The 16,331-nt window shown below is 45.9% G+C and carries 17 protein-coding genes; 14 read left to right on the top strand and 3 right to left on the bottom strand.

The window, feature by feature from the left end; all coding sequences use genetic code 11:
• Nucleotide 1: 1 nt before the first annotated feature.
• The 6 genes from NCY57_RS00805 to NCY57_RS00780 all read left to right on the top strand — a co-directional run bounded on the left by NCY57_RS00805 (nucleotide 2) and on the right by NCY57_RS00780 (nucleotide 6,710).
• Complete coding sequence (locus tag NCY57_RS00805; RefSeq protein WP_250789357.1) at nucleotides 2-976, top strand: ABC transporter permease; 975 nt, start codon at nucleotides 2-4, stop codon at nucleotides 974-976.
• Nucleotides 977-997: 21 nt separating this feature from the next.
• Nucleotides 998-2,509: a sugar ABC transporter ATP-binding protein gene (locus NCY57_RS00800; RefSeq protein WP_118608416.1), complete on the top strand. Its 1,512-nt coding sequence runs from the start codon at nucleotides 998-1,000 to the stop codon at nucleotides 2,507-2,509.
• A gap of 11 nt (nucleotides 2,510-2,520) precedes the next feature.
• Nucleotides 2,521-3,498: an ABC transporter permease gene (locus NCY57_RS00795; protein ID WP_118608415.1), complete on the top strand. Its 978-nt coding sequence runs from the start codon at nucleotides 2,521-2,523 to the stop codon at nucleotides 3,496-3,498.
• A 145-nt stretch (nucleotides 3,499-3,643) separates the two neighbouring features.
• A complete protein-coding gene (locus NCY57_RS00790) occupies nucleotides 3,644-4,813 on the top strand; it encodes a substrate-binding domain-containing protein (RefSeq protein WP_129974802.1) in 1,170 nt (389 codons plus the stop codon).
• 266 nt (nucleotides 4,814-5,079) lie between these two features.
• Nucleotides 5,080-6,483 carry a rhamnulokinase gene (gene rhaB, locus NCY57_RS00785; protein WP_015527297.1) on the top strand — a complete coding sequence of 468 codons (1,404 nt, stop codon included), beginning with the start codon at nucleotides 5,080-5,082 and terminating at the stop codon, nucleotides 6,481-6,483.
• Between the two features lie 68 nt (nucleotides 6,484-6,551).
• The gene (locus tag NCY57_RS00780) at nucleotides 6,552-6,710 is read left to right on the top strand and encodes a hypothetical protein (RefSeq protein ID WP_015527296.1); all 159 of its coding nucleotides are present in this window, start codon (nucleotides 6,552-6,554) and stop codon (nucleotides 6,708-6,710) included.
• A gap of 443 nt (nucleotides 6,711-7,153) precedes the next feature.
• On the opposite strand, the gene NCY57_RS00775 is transcribed toward NCY57_RS00780, so the two are convergent.
• Both NCY57_RS00775 and NCY57_RS16985 read right to left on the bottom strand, forming a co-directional pair.
• The gene (locus NCY57_RS00775) at nucleotides 7,154-7,537 is read right to left on the bottom strand and encodes a DUF3783 domain-containing protein (protein ID WP_015527295.1); all 384 of its coding nucleotides are present in this window, start codon (nucleotides 7,535-7,537) and stop codon (nucleotides 7,154-7,156) included.
• A 47-nt stretch (nucleotides 7,538-7,584) separates the two neighbouring features.
• Nucleotides 7,585-7,935: a sensor histidine kinase gene (locus tag NCY57_RS16985; protein WP_015527294.1), complete on the bottom strand. Its 351-nt coding sequence runs from the start codon at nucleotides 7,933-7,935 to the stop codon at nucleotides 7,585-7,587.
• On the opposite strand from NCY57_RS16985, the gene NCY57_RS00765 reads away from it, so the two are divergent.
• Nucleotides 7,828-8,187, top strand: coding sequence for a helix-turn-helix domain-containing protein (locus NCY57_RS00765; protein ID WP_242981978.1), 360 nt, complete (start codon nucleotides 7,828-7,830; stop codon nucleotides 8,185-8,187). The two genes, NCY57_RS16985 and NCY57_RS00765, sit on opposite strands and share 108 nt — an antisense overlap.
• Before the next feature lie 17 nt (nucleotides 8,188-8,204).
• Here NCY57_RS00765 and NCY57_RS00760 read toward each other — a convergent pair whose 3' ends face one another.
• Complete coding sequence (locus NCY57_RS00760; RefSeq protein WP_015527292.1) at nucleotides 8,205-8,882, bottom strand: GTP pyrophosphokinase; 678 nt, start codon at nucleotides 8,880-8,882, stop codon at nucleotides 8,205-8,207.
• A gap of 531 nt (nucleotides 8,883-9,413) precedes the next feature.
• On the opposite strand from NCY57_RS00760, the gene trpE reads away from it, so the two are divergent.
• From trpE to trpA, 7 genes are all read left to right on the top strand, one after another.
• A complete protein-coding gene (gene trpE, locus NCY57_RS00755; protein ID WP_250789356.1) occupies nucleotides 9,414-10,901 on the top strand; it encodes an anthranilate synthase component I in 1,488 nt (495 codons plus the stop codon).
• On the top strand, nucleotides 10,898-11,476 hold the full coding sequence (locus NCY57_RS00750; RefSeq protein ID WP_250789354.1) for an anthranilate synthase component II: 579 nt from the start codon (nucleotides 10,898-10,900) through the stop codon (nucleotides 11,474-11,476). Before trpE ends, NCY57_RS00750 begins: the two co-directional genes overlap by 4 nt.
• Nucleotides 11,477-11,533: 57 nt before the next feature.
• The gene (trpD, locus tag NCY57_RS00745; RefSeq protein ID WP_250789352.1) at nucleotides 11,534-12,547 is read left to right on the top strand and encodes an anthranilate phosphoribosyltransferase; all 1,014 of its coding nucleotides are present in this window, start codon (nucleotides 11,534-11,536) and stop codon (nucleotides 12,545-12,547) included.
• Nucleotides 12,548-12,676: 129 nt separating this feature from the next.
• Nucleotides 12,677-13,471: an indole-3-glycerol phosphate synthase TrpC gene (trpC, locus tag NCY57_RS00740; RefSeq protein WP_250789351.1), complete on the top strand. Its 795-nt coding sequence runs from the start codon at nucleotides 12,677-12,679 to the stop codon at nucleotides 13,469-13,471.
• Nucleotides 13,472-13,578: 107 nt separating this feature from the next.
• Nucleotides 13,579-14,226 carry a phosphoribosylanthranilate isomerase gene (locus NCY57_RS00735; protein ID WP_092068540.1) on the top strand — a complete coding sequence of 216 codons (648 nt, stop codon included), beginning with the start codon at nucleotides 13,579-13,581 and terminating at the stop codon, nucleotides 14,224-14,226.
• A gap of 1 nt (nucleotide 14,227) precedes the next feature.
• Nucleotides 14,228-15,412 (top strand): tryptophan synthase subunit beta, encoded by a 1,185-nt coding sequence (gene trpB, locus NCY57_RS00730; protein ID WP_250789349.1) that lies wholly within the window; start codon nucleotides 14,228-14,230, stop codon nucleotides 15,410-15,412.
• Nucleotides 15,405-16,178 carry a tryptophan synthase subunit alpha gene (gene trpA, locus NCY57_RS00725; protein WP_250789348.1) on the top strand — a complete coding sequence of 258 codons (774 nt, stop codon included), beginning with the start codon at nucleotides 15,405-15,407 and terminating at the stop codon, nucleotides 16,176-16,178. The genes trpB and trpA overlap by 8 nt, the downstream gene beginning before the upstream one ends.
• Nucleotides 16,179-16,331 lie beyond the last annotated feature (153 nt).

Here is a 16,331-nt window from a genome sequence, read left to right as displayed (position 1 = left end):
ATTGGAAAACTTAAAACAAAATCCAATCGTTAAGAAGCTCGGATTGAACAGAATACTTCTTGTCTGTGTTCTGATTCTTATGTTCCTGGTTTTTAAAGTAGTTCTTGGAAACAAGTTTCCGGCTGTTGATAGTATCAGATCTACTTTGAACTATGTGTACTTCCTGGGCTTCTTGTCACTTGGCGTTACATTCGTAATCGCTACAGGAGGAATTGATTTCTCCATCGGACCTGTAATGTTCTGCTGTGCACTGGTATCCGGTTACTGCATGACATCTTACAAGGTTCCCTGTGCAGTTGCCATGATCCTTTGCATTCTGATCGGTCTCTGCTTTGGTATTTTCAATGGCTGGATGGTTTCTTACATGTCAGTGCCACCATTCATTATTTCCATGGCATCCATGAACATTGCAAAAGGTATTGCTTCTGTATTCACAAAAACACAGTCCGTAAGCTGGCCGGCAGCTGGCGATGCAAACGGCTGGTTCCGTAATATCGTTTCCGTAAACGGCTTCCCTGTAGGAATTATTATTTTCCTGGTAATGGCAGTTATCTGCGGTATCGTTCTTTACAACACAAAACCGGGACGTTACATCCTCTGCCTTGGTTCCAACAAAGAGGCTGTCCGCCTTTCCGGTGTTAACACAAAGAAATGGGAAATGCTTGCTTATGTGATCTGCGGATTCCTGGTAGGTATTGGAGCACTCTTCTTTGTAGCTACATACACAACTGTTCAGCCTGGCTATGGCGATCAGTACAACAACGAGGCTATTGCAGGTTGCGTTATGGGTGGTACATCCATGGTTGGTGGACTTGCTTCCATCGGCGGTACTGTAATCGGCGTATTCATCATCTCTCTTCTTCAGCAGGGCATCATGGCATTTGGTCTTGGTAAAGGACAGCAGATGATCATCACAGGTATCATCGTTATCGTTGCAGTTTATATCGACGTTTCTGCAAGACGCAGAAAGAACTGATCTTAGAGGGAGGATGCGACAATGGGTGAAGTTATTTTAACTATGAAGGACATTGATAAGTCCTTTCCTGGAGTTCATGCTCTGGATCACGTTAATTTCGAAGTAAAACGCGGCGAAGTACATGCACTTATGGGAGAAAACGGTGCCGGTAAATCAACACTGATGAAGGTTCTTACCGGTATTTATCAGAAGGATTCAGGTTCCATCGTTTACAAAGGACAGGAAACAGAATTCCACAATACACGTGAGGCACAGGATGCCGGCGTTGTAATCGTACATCAGGAGCTGAACATGGTAGGTGATCTTACCGTTGCTCAGAACATCTTTATCGGACGTGAGCCGAAAAAAGGTTTCCGCATTGATGACAAAAAGATGATCGAGGATTCAAAGAAGCTTTTCCAGGATCTGAACATTGAGATCAATCCGAAGGAAAAGATGAAAAACCTGACAGTCGGAAAACAGCAGATGTGTGAGATCGCAAAAGCAATCTCTCATAAAGCTGAGGTCATCATCTTCGATGAGCCTTCCGCAGCACTTACCGAGAAAGAGATCGCGGATCTGTTCGAGATCATCCGTGACCTTCGTAAGAAAAATCTTGGTATCGTGTATATCTCACACCGTATGGATGAGATCAAAACCATCACAGACCGTGTAACAGTCATGCGAGATGGTGGTTACGTAGGAACTCTCATCACAAAAGACAGTACAAAAGAAGATATCATCAACATGATGGTTGGTCGTGTTATTTATGAGGATCCGAAGCAGGAGAGTGCAGTTCCGGCAGATGCACCGGTAGTTCTTAAGGTTGAACATCTGAACGCAGGAAAGATGGTTCAAGATGTAAGCTTTGAACTGAAGAAAGGTGAGATCCTTGGTTTCTCAGGACTGATGGGTGCAGGACGTACCGAGACAGCCAGAGCACTGTTCGGAGCAGACCCGAAACAGAGTGGTAAGATCTCTGTTATGGGTAAAGATGGACAGCTTCACGAAGTTACCATCAACAGCCCGCAGGATGCTGTTAAATACGGTATCGGTTATCTGTCAGAGGACAGAAGAAGATACGGCTGTGTTGTACAGAAATCTGTAACAGAGAATACAACACTGGCAACAATGGAAGAGTTTACCAATGGTATCTTTATCAACAAAGCAAAAGAGAAAAAAGTTGCTGAGAAATATGTAAACGAACTTGCAACTAAGACACCTACTACAGACCAGCTGGTAGTTAACCTTTCCGGTGGTAACCAGCAGAAGGTAGTTATCGCAAAATGGCTGACACGAGACAGTGACATCCTTATTTTCGATGAGCCTACCAGAGGTATCGATGTTGGTGCTAAGAACGAAATCTACAAATTAATGAACAGACTGGCAGCAGAAGGAAAATCCATTATCATGATTTCTTCTGAGATGACGGAAGTTCTCCGAATGAGTGACCGTATCATCATCATGTGTGAGGGTAAAGTTACCGGATGTATTGATATCTCCGAGGCAACCCAGGAAAACATCATGGACAAGGCCACACGGAATATCGATTAAGGAGGAAAGTCATGACTAAGAAGAAAAAAAGTATTTTAAGTGATCAGAGATTTATTGTTTTGCTCGTTATCATTGTCCTGTGTGCAATATTCTCAGGCTTGAGTAAAGAATTCAGACAGTACACCACGATCCTGAGTATGCTGGATTTCTCATATTACGATCTTCTTATGGCGATCGGAGTTACATTCCCGCTTATCACTGGTGGTGTTGACCTGTCAATCGGAACTGGTATGGTAGCATACGCACTGATCGCCGGAACATTGATCAGAAACAACAATTGCCCGGTAGCTCTGGCAATGCTGATCTGTGTTGTTCTTGGTATCGCAGTCGGTGCACTGAACGGTGTACTGATCGGTGTTATGAACCTGCCGCCATTTTTGGCAACACTTTGTACCTGTATGATCACCCGTGGTGCCGGATCTCTCTGCAGTGCGACACCTTGGCCGGGACTTACACAGGATGGTGGATGGTTCCACACAATCTTTAAAGTAACTGTTGGTACAGGAAGAAGTGCTTCCCGTTATCCGCTTGGATTCCTGTGGATGGTCATTCTGGTTCTTCTTATGGAGTACATCCTGAACCACACCAAATTCGGTCGTTATACAATTGCAATCGGTTCCAACAAAGAGGCAGCAGCCCTTTCCGGAATCAATACAAAGTTCTATCACGTAATGGTATACGTTGTCTGCGGTCTGTTTACAGGTCTTGCAGCGATCGCATACGCAGCAGTAACACCTACTGTACAGCCTGGTACTGGTGCCGGACTTGAGATGGATGCTATCGGTGGTGTATTCGTTGGTGGTGTAGCAGCTACCGGTGGATATGGTTCCGTGATCGGTACATTCGTTGGTATCTTCGTCATCATGCTTCTGAAAACAGGTCTTCCATATATCGGCCTGCAGGCAAACTGGCAGCAGATCATCACTGGTATCGTTCTGATCGTAGCCGTTCTGATCGATATCCTGAAAGAGAAAAAAGCAGCTCACTGATAAGCAGTGAGATATAATGTGAAAAAGGGTGCTGTTCACAGAGAAATGTGACAGTACCCATTATCAAAGATGTGAAACGCCAAGGGGTAGCAATGGCGTATGAACATAAAAAAAATATATAATATATTTAAGGAGGAAATATTATATGAAAGCAAAAAAGGTTATGGCATTAATGCTCTGTGCAGCAATGGTAACAAGCATGAGTGCAACTGCAGCTTTTGCAGCTGAGGAGAAAGAAGATGCAGCAACAGAGAAATCTGCAGATTCCACAGCAGCTGAGGATCCTACTGCACAGTTCGACGGACTGAAAGCAAACGAAGCTTATGTGTTCCCGATGATGGTTAAATCTTTCCAGTCCACATACTGGGATGCAGCTCAGGAAGGTATGAAGAAAGCATCTAAGGAGCTGGGCGTTGATTATAAACCACAGGGACCGAACAGTGAGTCCGATATCGCTGACCAGGTTAACATGATCAACACAGCTATCGCTTCCAATCCTGTTGGATTAGGACTTGCAGCTTGTGATACATCTTCCGTTACAGATGCACTTAAGACATGTGCAGAAAAAGGAATCCCGGTTGTAACATTCGATACAGGTATCGCTGATGCTCCAGAGGGATCTGTAGTATGCGAGGTTTGTACAGACAACGCACAGGCTGGTGCAGTAGCAGCTGAGAATATGTACAACAGCATTAAAGACGTTGTTAAAGATGCTGAGGGACAGGTTGTAATCGGTGAGGTTAACCAGGATGCAACAGCTCAGAACATCCAGCAGCGTGGTACAGGATTCATCAACAAGATGATCGAGCTTCTTCAGGCTGATGGCAAGACAGTTGCAGTAAGCGGTAACGAGTTCTATGTAAACGCAGCAGAGGGTGCTGACGCAGACGCTAAAGACGCTGACGTTGTTATCCAGGTAGCTGTTCCGGCACAGACAACTGTAGAGCTCTGCTCCACAGAGGCACAGGCAATCCTTTCCCAGGAGAACTGTATTGCAATCTTCGGTTCCAACCAGGTTTCCGCAGAGGGTGTTCTTGCAGCAAATGCTAACCTTAACGTTCTTGGTTCTGACCCGGCAAACGGTGATGTAGTTGGTGTTGGTTTCGATGCTGGTTCTATCATCAAAGCAGCTGTTAAAGATGGCACATTCGTTGGTGCTGTTACACAGTCTCCTCTTATGATGGGATACTATGCAATCTACGCTCTGACAGCAGCAGCAAACGGCCAGGAGCTTGAGGATGTTCCTACAGACGGTTACTGGTATGATGCAACAAATATGGAAGACGAGGATATCGCTCCTAACCTTTATGACTAATCATATAATTGATAAGATCGTGAAGTTATAATGAACGCGGATTGCGTTCACGGACGTATGAAATAAGAGATCCGCTGGCTGATTCAGTCAGCGGATTTTTTAAACAAATAATGTAGTAGTTCATAAATAATCACTGTATTATTGGCAAATAAAGACACTTTTTTTGACAAAAGAGGTTCTTATCACCGGAAGGATCCTGATGTATGATAAATACAACATCAGATATGAAAGTGATCAGAAGCTTACATATTGAGGAGGATTTAAAAATGGCAACATATTATTTAGCAGTAGATATCGGAGCATCCAGCGGACGTCACATTCTGGGACATATGGAAAACGGAAAAATGATCCTGGAAGAAATCTATCGTTTTGAGAACGGTATGGTTAAGAAAGACGGAGAACTCTGCTGGGAGTTTGACCGCCTTTTCAACGAGATCGTAAACGGTCTTAAGAAATGTAAAGAGATCGGCAAGATCCCGGTAAGCATGGGTGTTGATACTTGGGGTGTTGACTTTGTGCTTCTTGACAAGGACGACAAGGTTCTTGGCAATACAGTAGGCTACCGTGATCATCGTACAGAGGGAATGGACGAGGAAGTTTATAAGACAATTTCCCTGAAAGATCTGTATGCAAGAACCGGTATCCAGAAAGCGATCTACAATACAGTATATCAGCTGATGGCAGTGAAGAAGAAACATCCTGAGTATCTGGAGCAGGCTGAGACACTTCTTCATGTACCGGACTACTTTCATTTTCTTCTTACAGGCGAAAAAACTTGCGAGTACACAGAGGCAACCACAGGACAGCTTGTATGCCCGACAACCAAGGACTGGGATTATGAGCTGATCGATATGCTGGGATATCCAAGAAAGATATTCCAGAAGCTGATCATGCCTAGCACAAGCATCGGACATTTAACAGACGCAGTGAAGGAAGCAGTTGGCTTTGATCTTGAGGTTGTAGCACCGGCTACACATGATACAGGGTCTGCAGTTCTGGCTGTGCCTGCAAATGATGACGATTTCATTTATATCAGTTCCGGAACATGGTCTCTGATGGGAATCGAGAGAAAAGAAGCAGACTGCTCTGAGAAGAGCTGTGAGATGAACTTCACAAACGAGGGTGGATATGCAGGACGTTTTCGTTATCTGAAGAACATCATGGGTCTCTGGATGATCCAGTCTGTACGTCATGAGTTTGATGATGCGTACAGCTTTGCACAGATCTGCGAGATGGCTGAGGAGGCAAAAGACTTCCCGTCAAGAGTAAACGCAAACGATGAGTGCTTCCTTTCTCCTGAGAACATGACAAAAGAGGTTCAGGACTACTGCCGCAGAACAGGACAGCAGGTTCCGGAAACTCTTGGCGAGATTGCAACCGTTATCTATACAAGCCTTGCAGATTGCTACGCTAAGATTGCAAAAGAAATCGAGGAGATGACAGGAAGAACCTACAGCCGTATCCATATCGTAGGCGGTGGTTCCAATGCAGGATACTTAAATGAGCTGACTGCAAAAGCTACAAAGAAAGAAATCCATGCAGGCCCTGGTGAGGCTACTGCAATCGGTAATATCACAGCACAGATGCTGAAGGCCGAGGAGTTTAAAACGATCGAGGAGGCTCGTACAACCATCCATGAGTCCTTTGGTATTAAAGTATACAAAGCATAAATAATTTGAGGTCTTATTATGTTAGTTAACACAATTTTGAGAAATGGGTAAAAGACGAGCATCTTGGAATGATCGCTTCTCATTATGACGGATTTGCACAGGGTAAAGCAGGTGTCCTTGACAGTATGCTGATCCCGGCATTCTCCATGCTGATCAAACAGGGTACTGCATGTGCGGTAGAGGGTGACATGAAGGTTGCCATGGCAAAACAGGCGGCGGATATCTGACACAGTTCTATCCGTACACAGGTCCGGTGACCTACCTTGCGTTCACTCAGGATAAAGACGGAAACTTCAAATTCGTTGTAGCTGAGGGCGTAAACGAGGAGGGACCGATTCTTTCCTTCGGTGATACAAACATGAGAACACGCTTCACATGCGGAGCAAGAGAGTTCGTTAACCGCTGGAGCGAGGCTGCCCGACACACCATATGGCAGCTGCTACAGGAAGACACATCGATACGATCCTGAAGGTTGCAAAAATCTTTAACGTACCGGTAGATATCGTGACAAGATAAATTCTTTCTTATGTATTCAACCTAAAACATATTCAAAAAAGGAGACTGCGCGGAGCGGTCTCCTTTTTCAGTGGGAAAAATAAGATAAAAAAGATCTGCCGGAAATGCAACAGGCAGATTCGGCAGGCAGATTCGGCAGATTTTGGTTTTGCAGTTATTTTTTATGCATAAGTGTGTGCTCCCTGGAAAGCTCATCGTGCAGCTGGATGGAAGACCAGTGCTGAGTTACCGGTGTGAGCATGGCCTTCAGTGCAACAGGCGGGAGCTGGTTTTCACGGAAAAAAGCAAGAAAACTATCCATCTGTGCACTGGAAAAATCCTTCAGCACGATCATCTCATCACTGAAATTGTTTCCCAGATTAAACTGGGATGAGGGATGAAATCCCGGAATCTCAAAAAGATATCCTAGCGGATGAAGAAATTCCGGCGCAGTGACGATCCGTGTCTTAACCTTCTGACGATTCAGATAGCGGCGGATCTGGCGAAGCCGTTCCGGGTCGTTAAAATTATATAAAAGAGCTTCTGGCTGTGTATTCATATAGTGTCATACCTCATTTCTGAATAAAGATTTTTGTGGAACATAAGTTACTTTTCGCGATGTGCAGGGAAGCGGATCTCAACCTCTGTCCCTTCTCCAGGCTTGCTGGAATAAGTGAGTCCGTAATTATTTCCATAGAGAATTTGGAGTCTCCGGTGTGTATTATAAACTGCGATATTGGTGCCGCCGGACTGGCTTTTTCCCTTTCCGGAAAGGATAGTTGACAGGATTTCCGGCGAAATCCCAACACCGTCATCGGAAATCAGAAGAACAATATTCTCAATGTGGAGATGCGTCTGCCCAATCAGTACGAAAATATGATCTCTATGACAACACTGGATTATATTGAACAGAAATACCGGACTGCTACGCTGACGGAGCTTTGTGGTCGTCTGCATCTTCCCATGCATGTCCTCAGTAAGATGATCAAGAAAAGCACAGGGTTTAATTTCAAGGAACTTCTTCAGAGAAAACGTCTGAACAAGGCTGTAGAGCTGATGTGTGAAACAGATCTGCCTGTCAGTGACATCATTGCGGCTGTAGGCTATGAAAATAACAGTTATTTTCATCGGGTATTCAAGGAACATTATCACATGACACCGCGGGCGTTCCGGGTGAAAAACAGTGAGAAAGAACAGTTGAGGCTGTAACAGCCTCAACTGTTTTTTTAAATATCATGGAATTGTCCGATCTTGTTTTTGATCCGCTGCATTTCGTTATCCATATCGATCACAGTGCGGGCGCAGTTCAGCAGTTCATTGCTGACATCCTCATAACCGTCCATTTCTTCGATATTCTGCTTGTAACGCAGCTGATGCTCCAGAGTTGCCCAGAAATCCATACCGTTGGTACGGATCTGGATCTCTGCACGCATGGGAGTTTTTCCCTTGGAGAAGAATACGGGGATTTCCACGATCATGTGATAACTGCGGTAGCCGTTTGGCTTTGGATTTTTGATATAGTCCTTTACCTGGATGACGGTAATGTCATCCTGCCTGGTGATCAGGTCTGCAATAGTGTAGATATCATCGATAAAGGCACAGACAACACGGATGCCTGCCACGTCATTCAGCTGATTCTGAATATTCTCCGCAGTAAACTCATAGCCGAGCTTTTTGAGCTTTTTGTAAATGCTTTCCGGCTTTTTGATCCTTGTTTTGATGAAGGAGATCGGGTTACGTTTATATTCCAATGAAAATTCATCGTTGAGGACTTCCAGCTTGGTGCGTACCTCACGGACCGTACATCGATACATCATCATCAGATCATTAAATTTTGCGGAATTTTTGATAAAAACCTGTGGATCGGGGGTATCCAGCCAGGTGTTTGTATTTCTTTCAGCCATAGTGTTTTTCTGGTGAAACTCCTTTCTTATGTAATATTTATAACAATTACTTTCATACAATTATAGAACAAAATGATATTTTTTTCAACATTTGTATTGACATATCAGAAAAGCTGTGCTATTTTATAGAAAAAGTTTGATTGAGTAAACCACTAAACCACTAAACCGTTGAAGCGGAGATAAAGATATTCATGCGCGCACAGAGAGTCCGGGAGGGTGAGAGCCGGGTCGAGAGGCAGTTTATCAAATGGACCGCAGAGGGCACAGGGAAAGATATTTTCGGGTATCAAGTATTCTGTGACGTGAGGGCATACGTCAGTTGCCGGGAATATGAAGGTATTCCGCCAAGTGCACGGGTCAGACCGTGAATCAGGGTGGCACCGCGGGTGATTTTGAATTTAGAGCTCGTCCCTGACAGAACCAGATTCTGTCGGAGACGGGCTTTTCTTTGATTTCATGAGCAAGCAGCGAATGCAGATCACGAATGTCCCGTCCTCCGGTAAGGAATGAAAAACTCAGGAGGGCCTGTATATGTATCCAACATTAGAAAAAATCAAAGAACTCGCACAGTCAGGCGAATACCGGCGAATCCCTGTATGCAGAGAGCTGTATTCCGACCGCTATACACCCGTAGAAGTCATGAGGACCTTACGCACAGCCAGCAGACATTGCTATCTTCTGGAAAGTGCCAGCCAGACAGAGGTATGGGGACGCTATTCCTTCCTGGGATATGAGCCATCCATGGAGATCACCTGTACAGACGGAAAGCTTCAGATCCGCAGGATCCATGAGGACGGAACTGAAGAAAAAACCGTACAGCAGGTGAAGCATCCGGGAGATGCTATTCGGGAGATCCTGAAAGAATACAAAAGCCCAGTGCTGGAAAATATGCCGACCTTTACCGGAGGTCTGGTAGGATATTTTTCCTACGATTATATTAAGTACAGCGAGCCGAAGCTGGAGCTTACCGACGAGACAGTACAGGATTTCCGGGACATGGATCTGATGTTTTTTGACCAGGTGATCGCCTTTGACCATTACAGACAGAAGGTGCTTCTGATCACCGGTGTGATGACGGATGATCCGGAAAATTCCTATCAGAAGGCGGAAGCAAAATTAGAAGAGATGACAGATCTGATCCGAAACGGAAAACAGAAGGAATTTCCGTCTTTGAAACTGAAATCTTCCATTGAGCCGCAGTTCCCGAAAGCAAAATACTGTGAGATGGTTGAGAAAGCGAAGCATTACATCCACGAAGGAGATATTTTCCAGGTGGTGCTCTCCAATCCGATGCGAGCGAAAGCAGAGGGAAGTCTGTTTAATACATACCGTGTTCTCAGGGCTACCAATCCTTCGCCGTATATGTTTTATTTTTCCAGTGATGATATTGAGATTGCAGGAGCCTCCCCGGAAACACTTGCCAGGCTTGCAGGAACAGAATTAAGTACCTTCCCGCTTGCAGGAACAAGACCAAGAGGCAAGACAAAAGAAGAGGACCTGGCGCTGGAAAAAGGACTCCTGGCTGATGAGAAGGAACGTGCCGAGCATAATATGCTGGTGGATCTTGGTCGAAATGATATCGGAAAGATCAGTAAGATCGGTACCGTGAACGTAGAAAAATATATGTGCATCGAGCGTTTTTCTCATGTGATGCATATTGGTTCCACAGTTACCGGCCAGATCCGGGATGACAGGGATGCGGTAGACGCTGTAGATGCCATTCTTCCGGCAGGAACACTTTCCGGAGCTCCGAAATTCCGTGCCTGCCAGATCATTCAGGAACTGGAACAGAACAAGAGAGGAATTTACGGCGGAGCCATCGGATATCTGGATTTTGCCGGAAACCTGGATACCTGTATTGCCATTCGCCTGGTTTATAAGAAAAACGGTGAGATCTGTATCCGGTCAGGAGCAGGGATCGTAGCAGACAGTATTCCGGAAAGTGAATTTCAGGAGTGCTGCAACAAGGCAAGAGCCGTTGTACAGGCAATCGAAACTGCACAGGAGGGACTGGAATGATAGTACTGATCGATAATTATGATAGCTTTTCCTACAATGTTTACCAGCTGATCGGTTCTGTGGAGCCGGATATCAAAGTGGTAAGAAATGATGAAGTGACCATCAAAGAGCTGGAGGCCATAAAGCCGGAGGCATTGATCCTTTCCCCTGGTCCGGGAAAACCGGAGGATGCGGGAATCTGTATTGAATCCATAAAATATTTCAAAGACAAGCTGCCGATCCTGGGTATCTGCCTTGGACATCAGTCCATCTGTGAAGCCTTCGGAGGGACAGTATCCTACGCAAAAGAGCTGATGCACGGAAAGCAGAAAGAGATACATAAAGTTGGAAAGAGCCGGATGTTTGAAGGACTTCCGGAAACTTTTCCGGCAGCCAGATATCACTCACTGGCAGCTATCCGGGATACCTTACCGGAGGAACTGGTTGTTACCGCTGAGTCTGAGGACGGAGAGGTGATGGCACTGGAGCATAAAGAATATCCGATATTCGGATTACAGTTCCATCCGGAATCTGTTATGACACCGGATGGAAAAACAATGATCGAGAACTTTATGAAGGTTATCAGAGACAGATAAGACAGAGAACAGCAATCCATAAAAGATAGAATCGTTACAGAACAGGAGGAAACAACAATGATCAAAGAAGCAATCATCAAGCTTTCAAAAAAAGAAGATCTTACATATGACGAAGCAGAAGCCGTAATGAATGAGATCATGGACGGAGCGGCAACACCGGTACAGATGGCATCCTACCTTACTGCACTTTCCCTGAAAGGAGAGACTATTGATGAGATCACTGCATCAGCAGCCGGAATGCGTGCACACTGCATCAAGCTCCTCCACGATATGAATGTTCTGGAAATCGTAGGAACCGGTGGTGACGGAGCAAACTCCTTTAACATTTCCACGACATCTTCTCTTGTGATCGCAGCAGGTGGCGTTCCGGTAGCAAAACACGGAAATCGTGCAGCATCTTCCAAGAGCGGTGCAGCAGATGTTTTGGAAGCACTTGGCGTAAAGATCACCATCCCGCCGGAAAAAAGTGCAGAGATCCTGAAAAAGATCAACATCTGTTTCCTGTTCGCCCAGAATTATCATATTGCCATGAAATATGTGGCACCGATCCGTAAAGAGCTGGGAATCCGCACGGTATTTAATATCCTCGGACCATTAAGCAACCCGGCAGGCGCAAACATGGAGCTGATGGGAGTCTTTGACCAGTCTCTGGTAGAGCCTCTGGCACAGGTTATGATGAAGCTTGGCGTGAACCGCGGAATGGTAGTTTTCGGGCAGGATAAGCTGGATGAGATCTCCATGAGCGCACCGACTTCTGTGTGCGAGATCAAGGACGGATGGTTCCAGTCCTATGAGATCACACCGGAGCAGTTCGGCTATACACGCTGCAGCAAAGAAAATCTGGCAGGCGGCACACCGGCAGAGAACGCAGAGATCACAAAAGCCATTGTAAACGGAACCGAAAAAGGCCCGAAGCGTCAGGCGGTCTGCATGAACGCAGGTGCAGCACTTTATATCGCAGGAAAGGCAGAGAGCCTGGAAGCCGGCGTAAGAAAGGCTGAAGATCTGATCGACAGTGGTGCAGCTGCTGCCAAGCTTGCGGAATTCATCAAATTAAGTAACGAGATTTGAAAATAATAGCGGCAGAAGAGAAATCGGCAATTCCTATCAGAAGAGATATGAACGGAAACATTAATCTGTCAGACTTCTTGAAATTGCCGAATGAGAGTTGAACTGAAATACCAAGGAGACAAACAAAGAATGAGCGAAAAAAACATTCTGGAGGAAATCGCAGAAAAAACAAGAGAACGTATCCGGAAGGAAAAACTTCAGTTTCCCCTGGATCAGTTGAAAACCCTGGCAGAAAAAGCGCCACAGCAGCCGTCCTTTCTGGAAGCGTTGAAAAAGCCGGGTATGTCTTACATCTGTGAAGTAAAAAAAGCTTCCCCCTCCAAGGGGCTGATCGCACCGGAATTTCCGTATCTGGAAATTGCGAAAGAATACGAGGCAGCAGGTGCATCTGCAATCTCCTGCCTCACAGAGCCATTTTATTTCATGGGAAGCGATGCTTATCTCCGTGAGATCACAGAAACGGTGGATATCCCGGTCCTCCGGAAGGACTTCACGGTGGATAAGTACATGATCTACCAGGCAAGAGCATTCGGTGCATCGGCAGTGCTTCTGATCTGTGCTATCTTAAATGACCAGGAACTCCTGGAATACCGAGAGCTTGCAGAAACTCTGGGAATGGATGCACTGGTGGAAGCTCATGACGAGAATGAAGTGGCAAGAGCATTAAAGACAGGTGCAAAGATCGTCGGTGTAAACAACCGTGACCTGAAAACCTTTAAGGTTGATATGAATAACAGCATCCGTCTTCGAAACCTGGCACCGGACAATGTGGTCTTTGTGTCTGAGAGCGGAATCAAAAACGCAGGTGATATCGCTATCCTGGAAAGAAACCGGGTAGGTGCAGTCCTGATCGGTGAGACCCTGATGCGAAGCCCGGATAAGAAAGCTGCATTGGAAAATCTGAATGGTAGAGCGCTTGTATAAAGGCCAAACGAAAGAATAGAGCAAATAAGTAACAGAGCTGACCAGCAGCAAATAGTAACGAAACAGGAAGGTGCAGGGTTAGACAGAAAGGGCAGGATTGACTGAATATGAGAGAACAACAGTTGAAACATGGGAGCAGAACCAGAATCAAGATCTGCGGCCTGACCCGTCCGGAAGATATCCAGGCAGTTAACGAAGCAAAACCGGACTTTGCAGGATTCATTGTAGAATTCCCAAAAAGCAGAAGAAACGTTACCGTGGAGCAATTGAAGGCTCTCCAGGAAGAACTGGATGAGAGCATTTTGCCGGTAGGCGTATTCGTCAATGCACCGGTGGAGCTTCCCGCACAGCTTTTAAACGAAGGAACCATCGCACTGGCACAGCTTCACGGCCAGGAGGACGAGAATTATATCAGACAGCTTAAGACCATGACAGACCAGCTTCTGATAAAGGCTTTTTCCATAAAAACAGAAGCAGATATAAAGAAAGCGATCCGTTCGGAAGCAGACTATATTCTGCTGGATCAGGGCGCAGGAGGAACAGGAGAAACTTTCGACTGGAGTCTGGTACCGGCGATCAAACGTCCCTGGTTTCTGGCAGGAGGTCTGGGCTGTGAAAATATGGAATCGGCCATACATCTGCTTCACCCCTGGGCAGTAGATTTAAGCAGCAGTGTAGAAACCGACGGTCACAAAGACCCGAATAAAATATTAGAAGCAGTATACGCAGTAAGGAACATAAAGGAGGAAATATAACATGTCAAAAGGAAGATTCGGCATCCATGGCGGACAGTACATCCCGGAAACACTGATGAACGCTGTTTTGGAGCTTGAGGAAGCATACAACCATTACAAAAACGACCCGGAATTCAACCGTGAGCTCACAGAGCTTCTCAATGAATACGCAGGAAGACCATCCCGTCTTTACTATGCGGCACATATGACCGAGGACCTTGGCGGAGCCAAGATCTATCTGAAAAGAGAAGACTTAAACCACACAGGAGCCCACAAGATCAACAACGTACTTGGTCAGGTGCTCCTGGCAAAAAAAATGGGCAAGACCCGTGTCATCGCAGAGACAGGAGCCGGCCAGCACGGTGTTGCAACTGCAACCGCAGCAGCACTGATGGGAATGGAATGTGAGGTATTTATGGGAAAAGAGGACACCGAGCGGCAGGCTCTGAACGTATATAAAATGCGTCTCCTCGGAGCAAAGGTCCATGCAGTTACAAGCGGAACCGCAACCTTAAAGGATGCCGTTTCCGAGACCATGCGTGAGTGGACAAACCGTATTGCAGATACCCATTATGTACTGGGATCTGTTATGGGCCCGCACCCGTTCCCGACCATCGTACGTGATTTCCAGGCCGTGATCTCCAAGGAGATCAAAGAACAGATGCTGGAAAAAGAGGGAAGACTTCCGGATGTTGTCCTGGCCTGTGTGGGCGGCGGCTCCAATGCTATCGGAACTTTCTACAATTTCATTGAGGACAAAGACGTTCGTCTCATCGGCTGTGAGGCAGCAGGACGTGGCGTGAATACTGCGGAGACTGCGGCAACCATCGCAACTGGTCGTCTCGGAATCTTCCATGGTATGAAATCCTACTTCTGCCAGGATGAATACGGACAGATCGCACCGGTATACTCCATCTCCGCAGGTCTTGATTATCCGGGTGTAGGTCCGGAGCATGCATACCTTTATGATATCGGAAGAGCAGAGTACGTTTCTGTTACAGATGACGAAGCAGTAGATGCTTTTGAATATCTTTCCAGAACAGAAGGAATCATTCCTGCGATCGAAAGTGCCCACGCAGTGGCCTATGCGAAAAAGATCGCACCGACACTTGGAAAGGACAAGATCATGGTAGTTACCATTTCAGGACGTGGAGATAAGGACTGTGCGGCAATTGCCTGCTACAGAGGGGAGGATATTCATGAATAAGAGAATTACAGAAGCATTTGCAAACGGAAAAGCATTTATTCCTTTTTTAACCTGCGGAGATCCGTCTCTGAAGGTAACAGAGCAGCTGGTTTATGCAATGGAAGAAGCAGGAGCAGATCTGATCGAGCTTGGGATCCCGTTCTCAGATCCTACCGCAGAGGGACCTGTGATCCAGGAAGCTAATGTCCGGGCACTTGCAGGCGGCGTGACTACAGATAAAGTTTTTGCAATGGTAGAAAAAATCCGTAAAAATACAAAAATCCCAATGGTATTCATGACCTATGCAAACGTAGTATTTTCTTACGGAACAGAGCGTTTTATCAAGAAAGCAGCAGAAGTTGGAATGGATGGACTGATCCTTCCGGATGTTCCCTTTGAGGAAAAAGAAGAGTTTGATGTTGTGTGCAAACAGTACGGCCTTGACCTGATCTCCCTGATCGCACCGACCTCCCATGAGAGGATCGCTATGATCGCAAAAGAGGCGGAAGGCTTTGTTTACTGCGTATCGTCCCTTGGTGTAACAGGAATGCGTACCAGCATTACCACAGATATCGGAGCTATGGTGAAGCTGGTAAAATCCCAGAAAGACATCCCATGTGCAGTAGGATTCGGAATCTCCACCCCGGAGCAGGCAAAAAAAATGGCAGACCAGTCGGACGGTGCCATTGTAGGATCTGCGATCGTGAAGCTCTGTGGTGCCTACGGCAAAGACTGCGTGCCGAAGGTGAAGGCTTATGTGAAAGAGATGAAGGATGCGATCAGATAAGTTCCCGGCTGAAATCGCAACACAGATCACAAAGTGTAATAAAAATCTGCTTTATCCCAAAGAAAGGGTAAAGCAGATTTTTTTCTGCTCTGAACAGAGGCCGGAAAAATTGCAGGAAATATCTACTTGACAGTCAGAGACCAAATGATAGAT

The sequence above is a fragment of the Blautia sp. MB18-30 genome, from assembly GCF_023669475.1.
GTDB lineage: Bacteria > Bacillota > Clostridia > Lachnospirales > Lachnospiraceae > Blautia_A > Blautia_A fusiformis.
The sequence above is the reverse complement of the archived record's forward strand: the minus strand, read 5'-3'. Positions and strand labels throughout refer to the sequence as shown.